This is a genomic window from Nocardia sp. A7 (genome assembly GCF_046549215.1).
In the GTDB taxonomy this organism is placed as follows: domain Bacteria; phylum Actinomycetota; class Actinomycetes; order Mycobacteriales; family Mycobacteriaceae; genus Nocardia.
In genome coordinates this window covers 1,957,072-1,972,022 of sequence record NZ_JAJPWE010000001.1, presented here as the reverse complement: position 1 = coordinate 1,972,022, position 14,951 = coordinate 1,957,072, and the positions used below count along the sequence as shown (strand labels likewise).

At 66.1% G+C, this 14,951-nt stretch carries 19 protein-coding genes; 9 read left to right on the top strand and 10 right to left on the bottom strand.

The genetic code is table 11. The features are described from left to right. Positions 1-28: 28 nt before the first annotated feature. The 3 genes from ACLJPD_RS08965 to ACLJPD_RS08955 all read left to right on the top strand — a co-directional run bounded on the left by ACLJPD_RS08965 (position 29) and on the right by ACLJPD_RS08955 (position 2,482). Positions 29-556 carry an EXLDI protein gene (locus ACLJPD_RS08965; RefSeq protein ID WP_410871388.1) on the top strand — a complete coding sequence of 176 codons (528 nt, stop codon included), beginning with the start codon at positions 29-31 and terminating at the stop codon, positions 554-556. 88 nt (positions 557-644) lie between these two features. Then, a complete protein-coding gene (locus ACLJPD_RS08960; RefSeq protein ID WP_410871387.1) occupies positions 645-1,703 on the top strand; it encodes an ATP-binding cassette domain-containing protein in 1,059 nt (352 codons plus the stop codon). Beyond that, positions 1,700-2,482 carry an ABC transporter permease gene (locus ACLJPD_RS08955; protein WP_410871386.1) on the top strand — a complete coding sequence of 261 codons (783 nt, stop codon included), beginning with the start codon at positions 1,700-1,702 and terminating at the stop codon, positions 2,480-2,482. Before ACLJPD_RS08960 ends, ACLJPD_RS08955 begins: the two co-directional genes overlap by 4 nt. Positions 2,483-2,534: 52 nt before the next feature. Here ACLJPD_RS08955 and ACLJPD_RS08950 read toward each other — a convergent pair whose 3' ends face one another. The 3 genes from ACLJPD_RS08950 to ACLJPD_RS08940 all read right to left on the bottom strand — a co-directional run bounded on the left by ACLJPD_RS08950 (position 2,535) and on the right by ACLJPD_RS08940 (position 4,446). Continuing rightward, a complete protein-coding gene (locus ACLJPD_RS08950; protein ID WP_410871385.1) occupies positions 2,535-3,233 on the bottom strand; it encodes a zf-HC2 domain-containing protein in 699 nt (232 codons plus the stop codon). After that, complete coding sequence (locus tag ACLJPD_RS08945) at positions 3,230-3,739, bottom strand: sigma-70 family RNA polymerase sigma factor (RefSeq protein WP_410871384.1); 510 nt, start codon at positions 3,737-3,739, stop codon at positions 3,230-3,232. Before ACLJPD_RS08945 ends, ACLJPD_RS08950 begins: the two co-directional genes overlap by 4 nt. A 68-nt stretch (positions 3,740-3,807) precedes the next feature. Then, a complete protein-coding gene (locus ACLJPD_RS08940; RefSeq protein ID WP_410871383.1) occupies positions 3,808-4,446 on the bottom strand; it encodes a YqgE/AlgH family protein in 639 nt (212 codons plus the stop codon). A gap of 106 nt (positions 4,447-4,552) precedes the next feature. Here ACLJPD_RS08940 and ACLJPD_RS08935 point away from each other — a divergent pair, with 106 nt between their 5' ends. Beyond that, positions 4,553-5,311 (top strand): lysophospholipid acyltransferase family protein, encoded by a 759-nt coding sequence (locus ACLJPD_RS08935; protein ID WP_410871382.1) that lies wholly within the window; start codon positions 4,553-4,555, stop codon positions 5,309-5,311. Here the strand turns inward: ACLJPD_RS08935 and ACLJPD_RS08930 are convergent. Further along, positions 5,305-5,616, bottom strand: a complete 312-nt coding sequence (locus ACLJPD_RS08930; RefSeq protein WP_410871381.1) for a GNAT family N-acetyltransferase — start codon at positions 5,614-5,616, stop codon at positions 5,305-5,307. The genes ACLJPD_RS08935 and ACLJPD_RS08930 overlap by 7 nt on opposite strands. 170 nt (positions 5,617-5,786) lie before the next feature. Here ACLJPD_RS08930 and ACLJPD_RS08925 point away from each other — a divergent pair, with 170 nt between their 5' ends. Continuing rightward, a complete protein-coding gene (locus ACLJPD_RS08925) occupies positions 5,787-6,911 on the top strand; it encodes a glycerate kinase (RefSeq protein WP_410871380.1) in 1,125 nt (374 codons plus the stop codon). Here the strand turns inward: ACLJPD_RS08925 and ACLJPD_RS08920 are convergent, their stop codons facing one another. Further along, the gene (locus ACLJPD_RS08920; RefSeq protein ID WP_410871379.1) at positions 6,912-7,271 is read right to left on the bottom strand and encodes a winged helix-turn-helix transcriptional regulator; all 360 of its coding nucleotides are present in this window, start codon (positions 7,269-7,271) and stop codon (positions 6,912-6,914) included. A 156-nt stretch (positions 7,272-7,427) separates the two neighbouring features. Here ACLJPD_RS08920 and ACLJPD_RS08915 point away from each other — a divergent pair, with 156 nt between their 5' ends. Both ACLJPD_RS08915 and ACLJPD_RS08910 read left to right on the top strand, forming a co-directional pair. Next, positions 7,428-8,303, top strand: a complete 876-nt coding sequence (locus ACLJPD_RS08915; RefSeq protein WP_410871378.1) for an NAD(P)-dependent oxidoreductase — start codon at positions 7,428-7,430, stop codon at positions 8,301-8,303. Continuing rightward, positions 8,303-9,136 carry an NAD(P)-dependent oxidoreductase gene (locus ACLJPD_RS08910; RefSeq protein WP_410871377.1) on the top strand — a complete coding sequence of 278 codons (834 nt, stop codon included), beginning with the start codon at positions 8,303-8,305 and terminating at the stop codon, positions 9,134-9,136. Before ACLJPD_RS08915 ends, ACLJPD_RS08910 begins: the two co-directional genes overlap by 1 nt. A gap of 46 nt (positions 9,137-9,182) precedes the next feature. On the opposite strand, the gene ACLJPD_RS08905 is transcribed toward ACLJPD_RS08910, so the two are convergent. The 3 genes from ACLJPD_RS08905 to ACLJPD_RS08895 are packed head-to-tail and all read right to left on the bottom strand — an operon-like array spanning position 9,183 to position 11,183. Further along, a complete protein-coding gene (locus ACLJPD_RS08905) occupies positions 9,183-9,419 on the bottom strand; it encodes a helix-turn-helix transcriptional regulator (protein ID WP_067455043.1) in 237 nt (78 codons plus the stop codon). After that, positions 9,409-10,245, bottom strand: coding sequence for an ABC transporter permease (locus ACLJPD_RS08900; RefSeq protein WP_410871376.1), 837 nt, complete (start codon positions 10,243-10,245; stop codon positions 9,409-9,411). The genes ACLJPD_RS08905 and ACLJPD_RS08900 overlap by 11 nt, the downstream gene beginning before the upstream one ends. After that, complete coding sequence (locus ACLJPD_RS08895; RefSeq protein WP_410871375.1) at positions 10,242-11,183, bottom strand: ABC transporter ATP-binding protein; 942 nt, start codon at positions 11,181-11,183, stop codon at positions 10,242-10,244. Before ACLJPD_RS08895 ends, ACLJPD_RS08900 begins: the two co-directional genes overlap by 4 nt. Positions 11,184-11,364: 181 nt before the next feature. On the opposite strand from ACLJPD_RS08895, the gene ACLJPD_RS08890 reads away from it, so the two are divergent. Further along, positions 11,365-11,811: a nitroreductase family deazaflavin-dependent oxidoreductase gene (locus ACLJPD_RS08890; RefSeq protein WP_410871374.1), complete on the top strand. Its 447-nt coding sequence runs from the start codon at positions 11,365-11,367 to the stop codon at positions 11,809-11,811. On the opposite strand, the gene aroQ is transcribed toward ACLJPD_RS08890, so the two are convergent. After that, positions 11,808-12,254 carry a type II 3-dehydroquinate dehydratase gene (gene aroQ, locus ACLJPD_RS08885; RefSeq protein ID WP_410871373.1) on the bottom strand — a complete coding sequence of 149 codons (447 nt, stop codon included), beginning with the start codon at positions 12,252-12,254 and terminating at the stop codon, positions 11,808-11,810. The two genes, ACLJPD_RS08890 and aroQ, sit on opposite strands and share 4 nt — an antisense overlap. Before the next feature lie 15 nt (positions 12,255-12,269). Beyond that, the gene (locus ACLJPD_RS08880; RefSeq protein WP_410871372.1) at positions 12,270-12,824 is read right to left on the bottom strand and encodes a hypothetical protein; all 555 of its coding nucleotides are present in this window, start codon (positions 12,822-12,824) and stop codon (positions 12,270-12,272) included. A gap of 396 nt (positions 12,825-13,220) precedes the next feature. Between ACLJPD_RS08880 and ACLJPD_RS08875 the strand changes: the two genes are divergently transcribed. Beyond that, positions 13,221-14,900 carry an NTF2-like N-terminal transpeptidase domain-containing protein gene (locus ACLJPD_RS08875; RefSeq protein WP_410871371.1) on the top strand — a complete coding sequence of 560 codons (1,680 nt, stop codon included), beginning with the start codon at positions 13,221-13,223 and terminating at the stop codon, positions 14,898-14,900. Positions 14,901-14,951: the final 51 nt, after the last annotated feature.

The window sequence follows — 14,951 nt, the reverse complement described above, 5'->3', positions numbered from 1 at the left end:
TACGTACACTTATACGTATAGTGAGTTCATGCCCAACAAGACGATCTACGTAGCCGACGACGATCTCCCGGTGTTCCAGCGGGCTCAGGAGCTCGTCGGCGGGAACCTCTCCAGCACCGTGGTCAGCGCGCTGCGCAGGCTCATCGAGCTGGAAGAAGGCCGTGAGGCCGGCTTCGAGGAGGTCGTCCTGCAGGTGGGTCGCGACGGTGTCCGGCAGGTGCGCTTCCAGGGCGTGCTGCTGGGCGAATGGCGCGATGTCGGTGACAAGCAGGTGCTGCACCAGCAGGTCTACCGCAGCCGCAAGGGCAAGCTCGTGCTCCACACGCACTCGGCGCTGTGGTCGGAATATCCGACCGGAGATGCCGCGGGCGAGATGAAGGACTGGAAATACTGGCGCCGCATGTTCGGCATCGGTGACCGGCCGTGGGACTGGGGCGACTACACCTACGAGATCCTCGACGATCTGAAAGACCTGAAGGATCGCGTGCCCGACAAGCTCTACCGCAAGGTCGAAGACATCACCGCGCACCCGCAGATCGAGGAACTCGACATCTAACTCCTCGACCGACAACCACACACCGAACACACCTACCGCAGCCCCTGGGGGCTGTGTCGATAACACATGCACATATGCGCAGGCATGAATGCATACTCTGAAAGGGACGATCATGGTCAACTCGGCCATCACCGCACGCGGTCTCCACAAGGCCTACGGCGACAAAACAGTTCTCGACGGCATCGACATCACCGTCGCCGAGGGCACCGTCTTCTCCCTGCTCGGCCCCAACGGCGCGGGTAAGACCACCACCGTGCAGATCCTCACCACCTTGATCGCCGCCGACGGCGGGCAGTGCACCGTGGGCGGCCACGATGTGGCCGACGATCGAGGCGGAGTGCGCGAGCTGATCGGCGTCACCGGGCAGTTCGCCGCGGTCGACGAGCTGCTGACCGGCCGGGAGAACCTGCAGATGATGGGTGACCTGAACCATCTACCGCGCCGCGAAACCCGCGCTCTGGCAGACGAATTGCTCGCCCGCTTCGATCTGGTCGAGGCCGCCGACAAGCCGGCGAGCACCTACTCCGGCGGCATGACCCGCAGGCTCGATCTGGCGATGACGCTGGTCGGCAGTCCGCGGGTGATCTTCCTCGACGAACCGACCACCGGCCTCGACCCGCGCAGTCGCCGCTCCATCTGGGAGATCATCCGCGGCCTGGTCGACGACCTCGGCGTCACCGTCTTCCTCACCACCCAGTACCTCGAGGAGGCCGACCACCTGGCGGACCGCATCGCGGTGCTCGACAACGGTCGCATCGTCGCGGAAGGCACCGCGGCAGAGCTGAAGCGACTGATCCCCGGCGGCCACATCCGCATCGACTTCACCGATCAGCCCGACGTGGCCGCCGCCCAGCGTGCGTTCGGCTCGACGGCGAAGGTCGTGGAGGGCACCGACGGGCTGACCCTCGCCGTGCCGAGCGACGGCGGCGTGCGGTCACTGCGCGCTGTGCTCGACCTCCTCGATGCCGAAAACATCGAAGCGGGTGGCATTTCCGTGCACACCCCGAACCTCGACGACGTCTTCCTCACCCTCACCGGCATGAGCGGTCAGCGGCCGGAGGCGGAAGCGGAGCGTGACCACGCAGGCCGCCCGAGCATGCCCAATGTAAACAGCCGCGCCACCACCGAGCAGGAGTCACTGCGATGACCACTTTGACCAAGTCCAAGTCCTACGCCTTCGCCGACACGATGACGATGTTGCGGCGCAACATGATTCACGTCAAGCGCTACCCCAGCATGACCTTCAGCATCATCATCATGCCGATCGTGTTGATGCTCGTGTTCAAGTACGTCTTCGGCGGCGCGCTCGAAAAGTCCTCTGGTGGTAGCTATATCGACTACCTGGCGCCGGGCATGATGTTGCTGTTGCCTGCGTATCTCACGGTGTCGGTAGCGGTCTCCATCGCCACCGACGCGAGCAAGGGGATCGTGAATCGGTTTCGGGTGATGGCGATTTCGCAGTCGTCGGTGCTCACCGGGCATGTGCTCGGGGCGCTAATCCAGGCGATGGCGGGGGTTGTCGCGATGACCGCCGTCGCGATGCTGGTCGGCTTCCGGCCCAACGCGAACGTCGTCGAGTGGGTCGGCGCGTTCGGGCTGCTCGCACTGGTGACGTTCGCCTTCACCTGGCTCGCCATCGCCCTCGGCCTGCTCTCGCCCACTCCCGAAAGTGCCAGCAACGCACCGTTTCCCATCGTGCTGCTGCCCTTCCTCGGTAGCGGTCTGGTCGCCACCGACACGATGCCGGTCGGTATGCGTCAGTTCGCCGAGTACCAGCCCTTCACACCCATCACCGAGACGCTGCGCGGCCTGCTGATGGGTACCGAGATCGGCGCGAACGGCTGGGTCTCGCTGGCTTGGTGCGCTGTAATCGCAGGCGGTGGCTTCCTCTGGTCGAAGTCGATCTTCCGCAAGCAGGCGAAGTAACCTGTCGCGCAAACGGTCCGGTCTCCCATCAGGAGACCGGACCGTTTCGCGTTCAGACCTGAGCGACCAGCACTGTCTTGCCGGAATCGATGGAGGTGATCTCCACCTTGCTGATCGAATCCGGCGGGGCGTCGATGGTGCGATCCACCGTCAGCTCGGTGCCGGGGCCCGCGGGCCACTGGTCGAGTTCGAGCCGCTGCTCACCCGCGGTCACGACCAGGCCGTACGTGCGGGTGTAGCCGGAGCCGTAGGAGCTCGGTGCGTAGCGGCAGGTCATCACCAGGCGCGTGCGGTCACCGTCGCGGACCAGCTTCACCTGCGCGCTCACCGGCGTCTGCTCCACCGCCTGCATCTGCTGCTCCGCGACGATCTGCTCGGTCGGCGTCTCCGAGCGGGCCACCGACATCGTCACCGGAACAGCGATCGCCACCGCGGCTGCCGCGACAGCAACCGCGCTGCCGACACTCACCCAGCGCCGCCGCTTCCTGCGCCGTTCGGCGGCCGCGGCCAGTGCCGGGATCAGGTCGGGGACCTGCGGTGGAACCGGTTCGGGCGATTCGATCATCGACAGCGCGGTATCGCGGTCGACCAGGCCGAGCATGCCCGGCATCCCGGACAGTTCGGCGACCGCCTGCTGGCAGTGCGGGCAATCGAGCAGGTGCGTTTCGTATTCGCGCCGCTCGGCGGCACCGAGCGAACCGAGGACATAGGCAGCGTCCCAGGTGCTGTACTCGTCGGCGAGGTCGGTCATCGGTTCGTCACCCCCATCTCCTGTAACGCCAGTCGCATGGCGCGCATGCCGTAGTGCAGGCGCGATTTCACCGTCCCCGGCGGGATGTCCAGTTCGTCGGCGATCTGGGCGGTGCCGAGGCCGCGATAGTAGGCCCGCACGATCACCTCGCGATGATCCGGGCTCAGCGTGCTCAGCGCGTCGGCGACCAGCCAGCCGTCGAGTGCCCGATCGGATTGGTCGGGACTCACCTGCTCCGGCGGGGTGTCGGTGCCGAACTCGCGCCGGTGCCTGGCGCTGCGATATTCGTCGACCGCGAGATTACGAGCCACGGTGAACAACCATGCCCGGGGTGAGGTTTCGGTCTGTTCGAGCACGGCGGGGCGTTGCCAGGCGCGCAGCAGCGTCTCCTGCACGATGTCCTCGGCGCGGCCGGGATCGCGCACCAGCCCGAGGGTGAAACGCCACAGTGCGGGTGCGTGCTCGGCGTAGAGCGCGCGCATCAATTCGTCGCGACCATCGTTCATCGGCGGCCCTGATCACTGCTCGTCGTAATTCATCGCATCACTCCTGCTCGTTTGAAGGAGTAACGGAGTCAGTTGCGTTCGAGTTCAATCGGGTGTGTCGCCAGCAGCGCCAGCGGCAACGGCTGACGGCGCAGCACCGCGGCCCACAGGTCATGGCGGTCAGTGGCGATCGGGTCCGACGGCAGCGCCGACACCACGATCCAGTCGTCGTTGTCGAGTTCGCCGTCGAGCTGGCCCATCGACCAGCCCGCGTACCCGGCGAAGATCCGGATGTTCTCGACGAGCGGGCCGATCTCGGCGGGGTCGGCGTCCAGATCCACCAGCACCACCCGGCCGTCGACCCGGCGCAGGCCGCGGATATCGGAAATGTCGACGCCCGCGCGCAGCACCGCCAGACACAGCGCCGCGTCGCGTTTGACCGGGCCGCCGATGTAGAGATCCGTCGGTGTCGCGGCCAGATCGGCCCAAGCGGGCAGCACATCGACCACCGGGGTTTCGCTCGGCCGGTTCAACACCACGCCGAGACTGCCCGCGTCGTTGTGCTCGATCACATAGACGACGGTGCGCCGGAAAGTAGGTTCCACCAAATCGATCGCGGACACCAGCAGGTTGCCCGCGCGAACACTCACCGCGGGCTGACCGCGCCGCCGATCGTCGCCGTGCCCGTCGCGAGTCCGGCGCTCGTCCGGGTCGTCTCCGCCTGCCACCGAGTCATCATCGCATTCGATCGGCGGTGCGCGCTCCCCGCGGAGCGGATCGAAACCGGAATTTCCGTTCCCGCGAACCCCGCGGATCGCCCGGTAGTGTCGCGCTATGCATTCGCCCGAAGTCCTGCTCGACGACTATGACGCCGTGTACGACTACTACTTGCGGCATCAGCAGAACAGGTGGAAGGCGCTGGCCTCGTACGCGGTGCTCGGCCGGCGGTTCCGGCCACGCGTGACCTTCGCCGAGAGTGCGAAACAGCAGTTGAAGGCACTGATCCGCAGCGGTCGGCCGGTGATCTACGCGATCAACCACCTCTCGACCAGCGACCCGTACACGGTCGCGGCGACGGCGTGGCGCTCGCCGTTGCGCTCGAAGATCGGGCGGGTTCGGGTGCTGGCCAAGGACGAGCTGTTCGTCGATCCCGAGCAGCGGCGCAAGGTGGACATGATGGGTGGGATTCCGGTGTTCCGCGGCAAGGATCACGGGATCAGGGCGGTCAATGCCGCAGGTCAGCGAATGATGGATGTGTGCGCGCAGCGGTTGGCCGCCGGTGATCACCTCGCGATCTTCCCCGAGGGGACGTGCAATGAGGTAGATCACACCAAGGTGCAGGCGGTCGGTAGCGGGATCGGGCACATCGCGTTTCGTGCGGCCAAGCTGAACGCGCCACCCGCGCTGGTGGCGATGGGGATGAACTACGGGACCTATGCGGCTGGTGTCGGACCGACCGCGGCCGAGGTCGTGTCGGGGAGCGCGCACTTCCGGGCGCCGATCCTCGAACTGCCGCAGCGGCCCGCCGACATCGCCAGGCTCGTCAGGGAAGAGCTGCAACTGGCTGTCGACGGGGCCGTCGCGCACTACTGAGGCAGTCCGAACAATTCCCTGGCTCGCTGCGGAACGTAGGCGATGTAGTCGGGGTGAGTGGTGATGAAATGCTGGACCACCGGGCACATCGGCAAGATGGCGAAGCCTTCGTCGCGGCTGGCGTCCAGTGCCGCCTTGACCAGGGCATTCGCCATTCCGCGGCCTTCGAAATCGGGGTAGATCTCGGTGTGGACGAGGGCGCGTTCGTCGCCGGTGTCCTGGTATTCGATGTAGCCGGCGGGGTGACCGTCGGTGGTGAGTTCGAACCGCTCGAGCGCGGTGTTGTTGCGGACCTCGGTCGCCATACACTGACGCTACCGTGTTCAGTGGGACAACCCACTGAGCAAGTGAGAACATGGGAAACTCCCTCACCACCTCCGAGCCGCCGCGCACTCGACGTGAGACCGAGAGTGAACGGTCGAGCTCGATGCGACACGCTGACATCGCGCCAGAGGCGGAACAGAGAGGCGGAAAGATGACCGGTGGAACGCTCGTCGTGCTTGCCCCCGACAAGTTCAAGGGGTCGTTGACCGCGCCCGAGGTCGCCGCGGCGCTGGCCAGAGGGATTACGCGGCGGGCGCCGAGGGCGCGGGTGCGGTGTGTGCCGGTGGCCGACGGCGGGGACGGGATGGTCGAGGCTTTCGTGTCGGCGGGGTGGACTCGGGTGGAGGTGGCGGCGCCCGGGCCTACGGGGGAGGACTCGACGGCGGTGTACGCGGTGCGGGGGGAGACCGCGGTGGTGGAGTTGGCGGTGGCGGTCGGGTTGGTGAAGTTGCCCGGTGGACGGCTGGATCCGATGCGCGCCGACACATTCGGGTTGGGGGTGGTGATCGGGCACGCGCTCGACGCGGGGGCCCGCGAGATCGTGATCGGACTCGGCGGGAGCGCGTCGACCGATGGTGGGTCAGGGTTGTTGCGGGCGCTCGGATTGCGGCTGCTCGACAAACAGGGGCGGGAATTGGCGGGGGGCTCGGATGTGGCCGCGCTGCTCGAGCAGGTCGCCTCGGTGGATCGGGGCGGGTTGCATCCGGCGGTCGCGACGGCGCGGTTCACGCTGGCTTGCGATGTGGACAATCCGTTGCTCGGGCCTGCCGGTTCGGTGGCGGTGTACGCGCCGCAGAAGGGTGCCACTGCTCGACAGATGATGAAACTCGAAGCGGGGCTCAGCAATTGGGCGGCCGTGCTGGGTAGGGGATATGCCGAGATCGGCGGCGCCGGTGCCGCGGGCGGTACCGGATTCGGGACGCTCGCGGTGCTGGGTGCGCAGGTGCGCAGCGGGATCGATGTCTTGCTCGAGCTGCTGGACTTCACGACGCTGGTGAAGGAGGCCACGCTGGTCGTCACCGGCGAGGGCTCGCTGGACCACCAGAGCATGCACGGGAAGGCACCCGTCGGTGTCGCGGCGGCGGCGAAGAAGGCGGGGGTGCCGGTGATCGCAGCGGTGGGCCGAACCCTGTTGTCGCCCGGTGAGATTCGAGCCGCCGGGTTCGCCGCCTGCTATCCGCTCAGCGACCTCGAGCCCGATCCCGCGCGCTCCATCAGCACCGCCGCGAACCTACTCGAACGAATCGGCGAGCGAATCGCCATGGAGCACTTGTAGTTACAACCGTTCCGGTATCCGCGGCTGGCTGGTGGGGGACAGCTCTGAGCGGTGTGTGTTGCCCCAGCTCTCCAGTGGTTCCAGGGCGAGGCGCAGGGTTTCGCCCAGCGGGGTGAGCGAGTACTCCACACGCGGGGGGATCTCGGGGAAGATCTCGCGGTGCACCACGCCGGTGCTCTCCAGATGTCGCAGGTTCTCGGCGAGCACCTTCTCGCTCACGCCGTCGAGCAACCGCCGGATCTGGCCGAATCGCTGCGGCCCCTCGCCGAGCGCCCACATCAGGTGCAGCTTCCATTTACCGCCGACGACGTCGATGGCCAGGCTCATACCGCACACATCGTGATCTGCGTCACTACTCATCGTCGCCACACCCTTCTGACCGTTTTTCGAACCTGTAGGTAAGCAACCACACCCCAACGTTCGGTCTTCCCGACGATACCCGCGCCGACCACTATGAAAAGCGGCGCCGAACCAACCAGTATCGACAATCGGTATCGAAAAACGAAGGGCCACAACATGTCCGAGAAAACCGCTGCCGTTTCCGTACTCGGCCTCGGCCCGATGGGTCAATCCATGGTCAAGGCCTTCCTCGAGGCAGGCGTCGAGGTGACGGTGTGGAATCGCAGCACCGCCAAGGTCGACGCGATGGTGGCGCTCGGTGCCAAACGCGCCGACACCGTCGCCGAGGCGCTCGACGCCAACGAGGTCTCGGTCCTCAGCCTGACCCACTACGACGCCATGTACGAGGTGCTCGGCCAGGCGATCGACCACCTGCCGGGCAAGGTCATCGCCAACCTGTCCTCCGATTCACCGGAGAAGGCGCGGGCAGGCGCAACCTGGGTCCGCGAGCGCGGCGCCGAATTCTTCTCCGGCGGGGTGATGTCGGCGGGCGACGATATCGCCCATCCCGCGTCCTACATCTTCTACAGCGGCCCGAAGGCGGTGTTCGACGCGCACGCCGAACTCCTACGCCCGCTGAGCCCGCAGGAATACCTCGGCGCCGACGACGGCCTCGCGCAGATCTTCTACCAGGCACTGTTGACGATCTTCCATCCGTGGCTGCTCGCCTTCGACCAGGCGACCGCCATGATCGCGAAATCCGGCCACGACATCGCCCAGTTCGTACCGTTCGCGGTCCGTTCGAGCGAGGCGTTCCCGTTCTTCATGGAGCAGTTCTCCGTGGCGAACCAGAACGGCGGCTGGGCCGACGTGGCGAGCCTGAAGATGATGGTCGCGGGCGCTCAACACATCATCGACGCCAGCGAGGAAGTCGGCGTCGACGCGGGCTTCTCACACCTGTCACAGTCATACTGGCGCAAGGCAGTCACCGCGAGTGACGCTGCGGGCGAACCAGTTTCGACCTACGCGTTGATGCGTGGCGAAGCCTCCTGATGACGAACCGAACGAAGGCGGTTACCGTCATCGGCCTCGGCTCGATGGGCCGGCAGATCGCGCGCACCTACCTGGCCGCGGAGTTCGAGGTGACGGTCTGGAACCGCACGCAGGGCAAGGCTGACGACCTCGGTGCCCAGCGCGCCGAGACCGCCGCCGAAGCGGTGGCGTCGGCCGAGCTCGTCGTGCTCAGCCTGACCCACTATGACGCGATGGACGCGATTCTCGGTTCGATCGATCTGACCGGCAGAGTCGTGGTCAATTTGTCCTCGGATTCGCCGCAGCGGACCAGGGAAGGCGCGGCGTTCGTCCGGGCGCGAGGTGGTGAGTTCCTCGCCGGTGGGGTGATGGCTCAGCCGGAAGAGCTGGCAGGCCCGTCGGCGTACATCTTCTACAGCGGACCGCCGGCGGTCTTCGAGGCGCAGCGGGAGTTGTTGCGGCCCTTGGCCGCAACGGAGTATCTGGGTGCCGATGAGGGTGCGGCCCAGGTCTACTACCAGGCGATGCTCGCCCTGTTCCTGCCGCTGCTGCTCGGCTACGAACAGGCGCTGGCGATCATCGACCGGTCCGGCTCCGAGATCGCTCGGTTCCTGCCCTACGCCCAGCGCTCACTGGGCAGTGTCGGCGACCTGTACGCCGCGTGGGCGGGGATGGCCGAGGAGGGCGGTCCGGCCGATCCGGCGTACCTGCGGATGATGGCGGCCGGTGCGCGACATGTGGTGGAGACCAGCGCCGCGGTCGGCGTGGATACCGTGCTGGCCGCATCGGTTTCGTCCTACTGGGAGCGAGCCGTCGGCACGTCGGCCTCGACGTTTCAGTTGCTGCACGGATGACACACCGTAACCGTCCGGCGCTGTGCTGCCGGACGGTTTCGGGTGTTCACGCGGTCTCGGCGCCCAGTCTCGGGAAGGGTTCGGTGGAGAAAACCACTTCCACCGCCACCTCGAAGTAGGCCGCGAGTCGCAGGGCGAGGTGCAGGCTGGGGCTGTATTCGCCCCGCTCGAGGTAGCCGACGGTTTGGTAGTGCACGCCGAGCGCCTCGGCCAGGTCCCGCCGCGAGATGCCGCGCTCGGCACGCAACATCGCGATGCGGTTGTAGATGACCTCAGAAGGCACGCTGCATCGCCTTGTCCCGTCGCTGTGCCATCACGGACCCGGATTCGTGGTTCGCCATGCGCCGCAGAATGAACGGAGCGATCAACAGGCCGACCACTGCCCACAGACCCAGCACCCCAACGGTTTCCAGGTGGCGCCACGACTGATCGAGTTCGATCGCGACCGCCTCTTCGGGCAGTAGTGCCGAACGCATCCCGAGGCCGAGCCAGTAGATCGGAAACACCTGGGCGAGTCCCTGCAACCAGCCGGGCATGGCGGTGATCGGGTAGAAGATGCCGGAGATGGCGATGATGCCCATCAGCGGCATGGTCAGCAGGAAGCCGGTGCGCGCGTCGAGCACGCTGCCGAGTATCGCTCCGAACGGCAACACCGCGAGTAGACCGAGGACGACCACCCACGCGAAGATCGCCACCGCGCCAGGGCCGCTCAGCGAGAAGCCACCGATGATCACCATGCTCACGCCGAGCACGATAGCCAGCTGCACCATGACAGCGCCCGCCGTGGTCACGATCTTGCCGACGAAATAGCCGACCATCCCCTTGGGGACCGCCTTGGCGCGCAACAACGTGCCGTCTTCGCGATCCTGTACCAGGACGTTGAGCAGGGCATACATGCCGTTGAACGAGATGATGGTCGAGAGCATGCCGGGCACGGCCAACTCGGCGATGGATAGTTCGGTGTCGCCGTAGGTCTTGTTTCGGAGCAGGAACAGCACGCCGAGGGTGATGGTGGGCGTGAGGAACTGGCCGATCAGGTCGACAGGGTTGGTGTAGGCCTGGCGCAGTTCGATGAGACCGCGGTGCAAACCTGCACGGGTGCCGCTCATTTGGTGACCTCCGCGAGAGTGTGGACGGCGTCGGTTTCCTCATCGGATTCCGCGCGCCGAACCAGGGTCATGTAGGTGTCTTCGAGTGAGGCGCGACGTACCTCGAGGTCGCCGATGGAGTCGCCGTGTTGTTTGAACAGTTCGTGCACGAACTTGGTGGACTCGGTGGTGGTGTGCACGAAGCGTTGGTCGTCGACAGTCCAGCTGACCTGGGCTTCGCCCGCGATCGACCGGGACAGTTCGTCGGGGGAGCCGTCGGCGATCACCCGCCCGCCCGCCAGGATCAGGATCCGGTCGGCGAGTTTCTCGGCTTCGTCCAGGTCGTGAGTGGTGAGCAGGACGGTGGTCTCGTCCAGATCGGCCAAGCGGTGTACCAGGTCGTGGAAGTCGCGACGCGCGGCCGGGTCGAAGCCCGCGGTCGGTTCGTCCATGAACAGCAGTTCGGGCCTGCCGACGATGCCGATCGCCACGTCCAACCGGCGGCGTTGACCACCCGAGAGGGTGGAGATCTTGGCGTCGGCCTGGTCGGTCAGGCCGACCAGGCCGACGAGTTCCGCTGTGTCCCATGGTCGTTGAACTCGATCAGTGGCGTATGGGGTGTAGTAGGAGCCGAGGTGTCGAAGTAGTTCGGCCACTCGCCATTTGGCGTGATCGCGCCACGATTGGAGCACCACGCCGATGCGGGCGCGCCAGAATTCGTCACCGTGTTCGGGATCGGCCCCCAGCACATCGACCTTGCCGGCCGACCTCCTGCGGAACCCCTCGAGGATCTCGATCGTGGTGGTTTTGCCCGCGCCGTTGGGGCCGAGCATGACGAGCACTTCCCCGCGTTTCGCTTGAAAGCTCACATCGTGCAGGACGTCTGTCTCGTCGTAGCGCATCCGTAGTTGCGCGACATCGAGAACGACATCTCGAGCACTGTTGTTGTTCGAAGCCATGAGTCCTCCCAGTCATCGACCTTCGATGTTATGTAGCATACGTACTACATTCCATCGCGGCAATACATCGTCGAAACTGGACAATTCGGAAACTGTGAGCACTGCTCTTGACTTCGCGTAGCCGCGGGTACATGCTTGTACTCAACAGAGAGCAATGCTCACAGTTTTAGGAGTGATCCCCATGGACAACGCCACCCGCCACCTGCCCCCGACCGGTATCGATCCGATCGTCAACAAGATCGCCAACCTGCTGCCCAAGTTCGGGATCAGCATCATGGGTTCGCGACTGCTCGCGGTGCGCGGGCGCAAGAGCGGCGAATGGCGCACGACCATGGTGAACGTGATGACGGCCGCCGACGGCGCGCGCTACCTGGTCGCGCCGCGCGGGCACGTGCAGTGGGTGCGCAATCTGCGCGTCGCGGGCGACGGCGAACTGCGCCTCGGTCGCAAAACCGAACAGTTCACCGCCACCGAGGTCGCCGACGCGGACAAGGTTCCGCTGCTGCGGCTGTACCTGGAGAAGTGGGGCTGGGAGGTCGGCAAGTTCTTCGACGGTGTCACCAAGGACGCCACCGATGCCGAATTGATCGCTATCGCACCGGGTTTCCCCGTTTTCCGGCTCGGCTAGGCCTTGCTCAAGAATTCGATCGCGGCCGCATAGCCCTGGATGCCGAGGCCGGCGATCACCGCGGTCGCGATGGGGGAGACGTACGAATGGTGCCGGAACTCCTCGCGCGCGTGCACATTGCTGATGTGCACCTCCACGATCGGCACCTCCGGGATCACCAGCGCGTCGCGCAGCGCGACCGAGGTGTGGGTGAGGCCGCCCGGATTGATGACGATGGCCGACACTTCGCCGCGGGCCTGCTGGATCCGGTCGATCAGCGCGCCTTCGTGATTGGACTGGAAGGCGATGACCTCGCGATCGAAGCGGGCGGCGGTCTTCTCGCACAGGGCGACGACCTCGTCGAGGGTGTCGGCGCCGTAGATCTCGGGCTGCCGGGTGCCGAGCATGTTCAGGTTCGGCCCGTTGATGACCAGAATCGGACCAGTGGCCTGCACACTTCCCATGCAGGCCACCTTAGGTCACAGACCCGTGGGGCCTTCTGAGCGGAGGTCGTCTACTTTGCGCATGGCTTCGCGGAGTTCGGCCAGCCAGGTTTCGGCGTGTTTGCCTGCGAGTTTGACGGTCCAGGCCAGGGCGTCGGCGCGGGAGCGGGCTACGCCTGCGTCGATGAGGGTGTCGAGGACCTGGCGTTCGGGCTGGCGCAGGCGGGTCATGACGGGGACGGCCAGGTGGGTGAACACGACTCGTTCGCCGTCCACTCGCACGCCCCAGGCGACGCTGCGGCCGTAACGGCGCTGGGCCTCGTCGGCGATCTGCATGCGCGCGGGCCGGGTCGACTCGCGGAAGCGGGCGAGGGCGCCTTCCTTGGTGGCGGTGCTCGCGTCGTCGGAGACGGGGAGTTCGCCGACCACGACGATCTCGTCGCGGTCGATCTCGATCTCCAACGAACCGGTGAACCAGTCGGCGGGCAATCGTCCGGCGAACCAATCGGGGGCGTCGGCGGGATCGGGGAGGTCGGCTTGCTGCCAACCGCCGGGTCGGCCGAATCCGCGTTCGCGATGAGCGTTCCGCATGGACATCACCTGCTATCTCTCTTACGCACGTTGCGTTGATTACAAGATTACGCCGATATCGAGTCCGGGGATTCCGCCCTTGGTGAACGGATTATTTTCGGTTCGCGAGGTCGATGCCACTGGGGTTGACGGCCAGTAGCCCTGGGTACCCCGCGTTGAATCGCCGGACAAATGCGAGATCCGCACGACCCGGTGTAGCTATAGGTACGGTTGACACAGCAGTTGTTGCCGCTTACTGGGCGAGGTGGGAAATCCTGTCCTCATCGGGGCGAGATTTCCGGCACAATCGAGGTGTATCGGTCGGGCAGTGTCCCGACCTACCGGGGCATTGGAGACGGGTCAACTTCGGGTACGGTGGATCAGTTACCGAAGTGGCAAGAGTGAAGAGTGGGCGATATGGATGTGTGGGGATCCCGCCGCTTTCGCATCCGCGGCGCAATGGCGATCGCGGGGGTTGCGACCCTCGCCATGGCACTGTGCTCGTGCGGAGTGGGTGGGAAGACGAGCGAGTCGGAGACGGTGGTCCAGCGGTTCACCGATCTCCTCGACGATCAGGACTACAGCAAAGCCGCCGACCTGACCTCGTACCCCGCCGCCGCTTCGGCAACCATCAAGCAAATGTTCGAAGGCCTGCAGTCCGGCACCGTCGACTACGAGGCATCACAGGTCATCGACCTCGATCCGCAGTCGGCGATCTTCAGCATGGAAGTCGCATGGAACTTCGGTGAGAAGAAGGACTGGACCTACACACTGCAGGGCACCGTCCGCAAGCTCGCCATCGGCTGGCGGATCTCCTGGGAGCCCGCGGTGGTGATGCCGCAGCTGGAGAACAATCGCACCGTCAAGCTCGTACGCACGACCGCGAAGCCGCCGCCGAAGGTCGTCGACCTGCCGGGCGACACGCTGATGACCGAGCAGACGCTCAACGTCATCAAGATCGACCCGAGCCGCACCGGCGATCTCGTCGGCACCACCAACGCACTGGCCGAGGCCATCGAACCGGTTGCGCCGCTGATCACCGGAGCGTCGCTGATGCAGCAGTTGGCGGCCTCGCAGGGCAAGCCGATCATCGCGGTGAACCTGCGTGACGGGGATTTCGCGATCCTGGAACCGCGGATGGCCAGGGTGCCGGGCGTGGTGATGGAGAAGCAGCCGAAGCTGATCTCGGCCGACCGGCGCACCCGCTCGCCGATGCTCGACGCGCTGCGCGAGGTATGGCAGGACAGTCTCGAGGCGACCGCGGGCTGGGGTGTGCAGATCTTCGAAGCCGACGGCAGGTTCGTCGATCAGGTGGCCGGATATCAGGGGCCAGCGGGGCCGGATATCGCCGCGACGATGGATCAGCGATTGCAGCGCGCCGCCGAGGACGCGGTGGTGAGCGCCGGCACAGCGGCCACGGTCGTGGCCATCCAGCCCTCGACCGGCGCGGTCGTCGCGGTCGCGCAGAACTCCTACGCCACCGAGAAGGGCCCGATCGCCTTCACCGGGCTGTTCCCGGCGGGCGGCACGATGGAACTGTTCCGTGCGGTCGCCGCGGCAACGAAGAACAAGCCGCCGCAGGACGTGACGGTGCAGGAAGCCGCCGAGGCCGCCACTGCGCTGGGTGTCGGCGTCGACTTCAAGGTGGCCGGGCTCGACGAGGTGACCGGGCGGATCAGCGCGCCAGGGCGTAGCACCGAGCAGGTGCGTCAGGGTGCGGGATCCGATGCGGTGCAGGTCAGCCCCTTCGGGATGGCGATCGCCGCGGCGGCCATTTCGCGTGGCTCGGTGGCGCCCCCGATGATCGAGGCGGGCAAGCCGGGCACCACCGATACGCCGGTCCCCGCGCTGCCGCAGCCCGCGGTCGACCGCTTGCGCGCCATGATGCACGAGGGCATCGGCAAGCCGGAAACCGCCGCGCTGCGCGGGTTCCGCGATATCACCGCCTTCGCCGCGACGGGCGGCGCCGACGGGTGGCTGCTGGCGACGATGGGCGATCTGGTCTTCGCGGTGCACATCGCCGATGTCGACAGTGGTGACGCCACTTCACGACTCGCGGCCGTCTTGCTGAAATCGCTGGCCACGCCGGAGCCGTGACGACCGGTTTCGATGAATGCACACTGGTCAGTGGGTATCGACTCGGTCTCG

What these genes read in the sequence shown, in the direction of transcription:
- ACLJPD_RS08925 (WP_410871380.1), top strand. Translation starts at nt 5,787, where the DNA reads ATGACCGGTGGAACGCTCGTCGTGCTTGCCCCCGACAAGTTCAAGGGG.
- ACLJPD_RS08895 (WP_410871375.1), bottom strand. Translation starts at nt 11,183, where the DNA reads ATGGCTTCGAACAACAACAGTGCTCGAGATGTCGTTCTCGATGTCGCG.
- ACLJPD_RS08935 (WP_410871382.1), top strand. Translation starts at nt 4,553, where the DNA reads ATGCATTCGCCCGAAGTCCTGCTCGACGACTATGACGCCGTGTACGAC.
- aroQ (WP_410871373.1), bottom strand. Translation starts at nt 12,254, where the DNA reads ATGGGAAGTGTGCAGGCCACTGGTCCGATTCTGGTCATCAACGGGCCG.
- ACLJPD_RS08890 (WP_410871374.1), top strand. Translation starts at nt 11,365, where the DNA reads ATGGACAACGCCACCCGCCACCTGCCCCCGACCGGTATCGATCCGATC.
- ACLJPD_RS08920 (WP_410871379.1), bottom strand. Translation starts at nt 7,271, where the DNA reads ATGAGTAGTGACGCAGATCACGATGTGTGCGGTATGAGCCTGGCCATC.
- ACLJPD_RS08930 (WP_410871381.1), bottom strand. Translation starts at nt 5,616, where the DNA reads ATGGCGACCGAGGTCCGCAACAACACCGCGCTCGAGCGGTTCGAACTC.
- ACLJPD_RS08965 (WP_410871388.1), top strand. Translation starts at nt 29, where the DNA reads ATGCCCAACAAGACGATCTACGTAGCCGACGACGATCTCCCGGTGTTC.
- ACLJPD_RS08955 (WP_410871386.1), top strand. Translation starts at nt 1,700, where the DNA reads ATGACCACTTTGACCAAGTCCAAGTCCTACGCCTTCGCCGACACGATG.
- ACLJPD_RS08910 (WP_410871377.1), top strand. Translation starts at nt 8,303, where the DNA reads ATGACGAACCGAACGAAGGCGGTTACCGTCATCGGCCTCGGCTCGATG.
- ACLJPD_RS08945 (WP_410871384.1), bottom strand. Translation starts at nt 3,739, where the DNA reads ATGAACGATGGTCGCGACGAATTGATGCGCGCGCTCTACGCCGAGCAC.
- ACLJPD_RS08915 (WP_410871378.1), top strand. Translation starts at nt 7,428, where the DNA reads ATGTCCGAGAAAACCGCTGCCGTTTCCGTACTCGGCCTCGGCCCGATG.
- ACLJPD_RS08960 (WP_410871387.1), top strand. Translation starts at nt 645, where the DNA reads ATGCATACTCTGAAAGGGACGATCATGGTCAACTCGGCCATCACCGCA.
- ACLJPD_RS08875 (WP_410871371.1), top strand. Translation starts at nt 13,221, where the DNA reads ATGGATGTGTGGGGATCCCGCCGCTTTCGCATCCGCGGCGCAATGGCG.
- ACLJPD_RS08900 (WP_410871376.1), bottom strand. Translation starts at nt 10,245, where the DNA reads ATGAGCGGCACCCGTGCAGGTTTGCACCGCGGTCTCATCGAACTGCGC.
- ACLJPD_RS08950 (WP_410871385.1), bottom strand. Translation starts at nt 3,233, where the DNA reads ATGACCGACCTCGCCGACGAGTACAGCACCTGGGACGCTGCCTATGTC.
- ACLJPD_RS08880 (WP_410871372.1), bottom strand. Translation starts at nt 12,824, where the DNA reads ATGCGGAACGCTCATCGCGAACGCGGATTCGGCCGACCCGGCGGTTGG.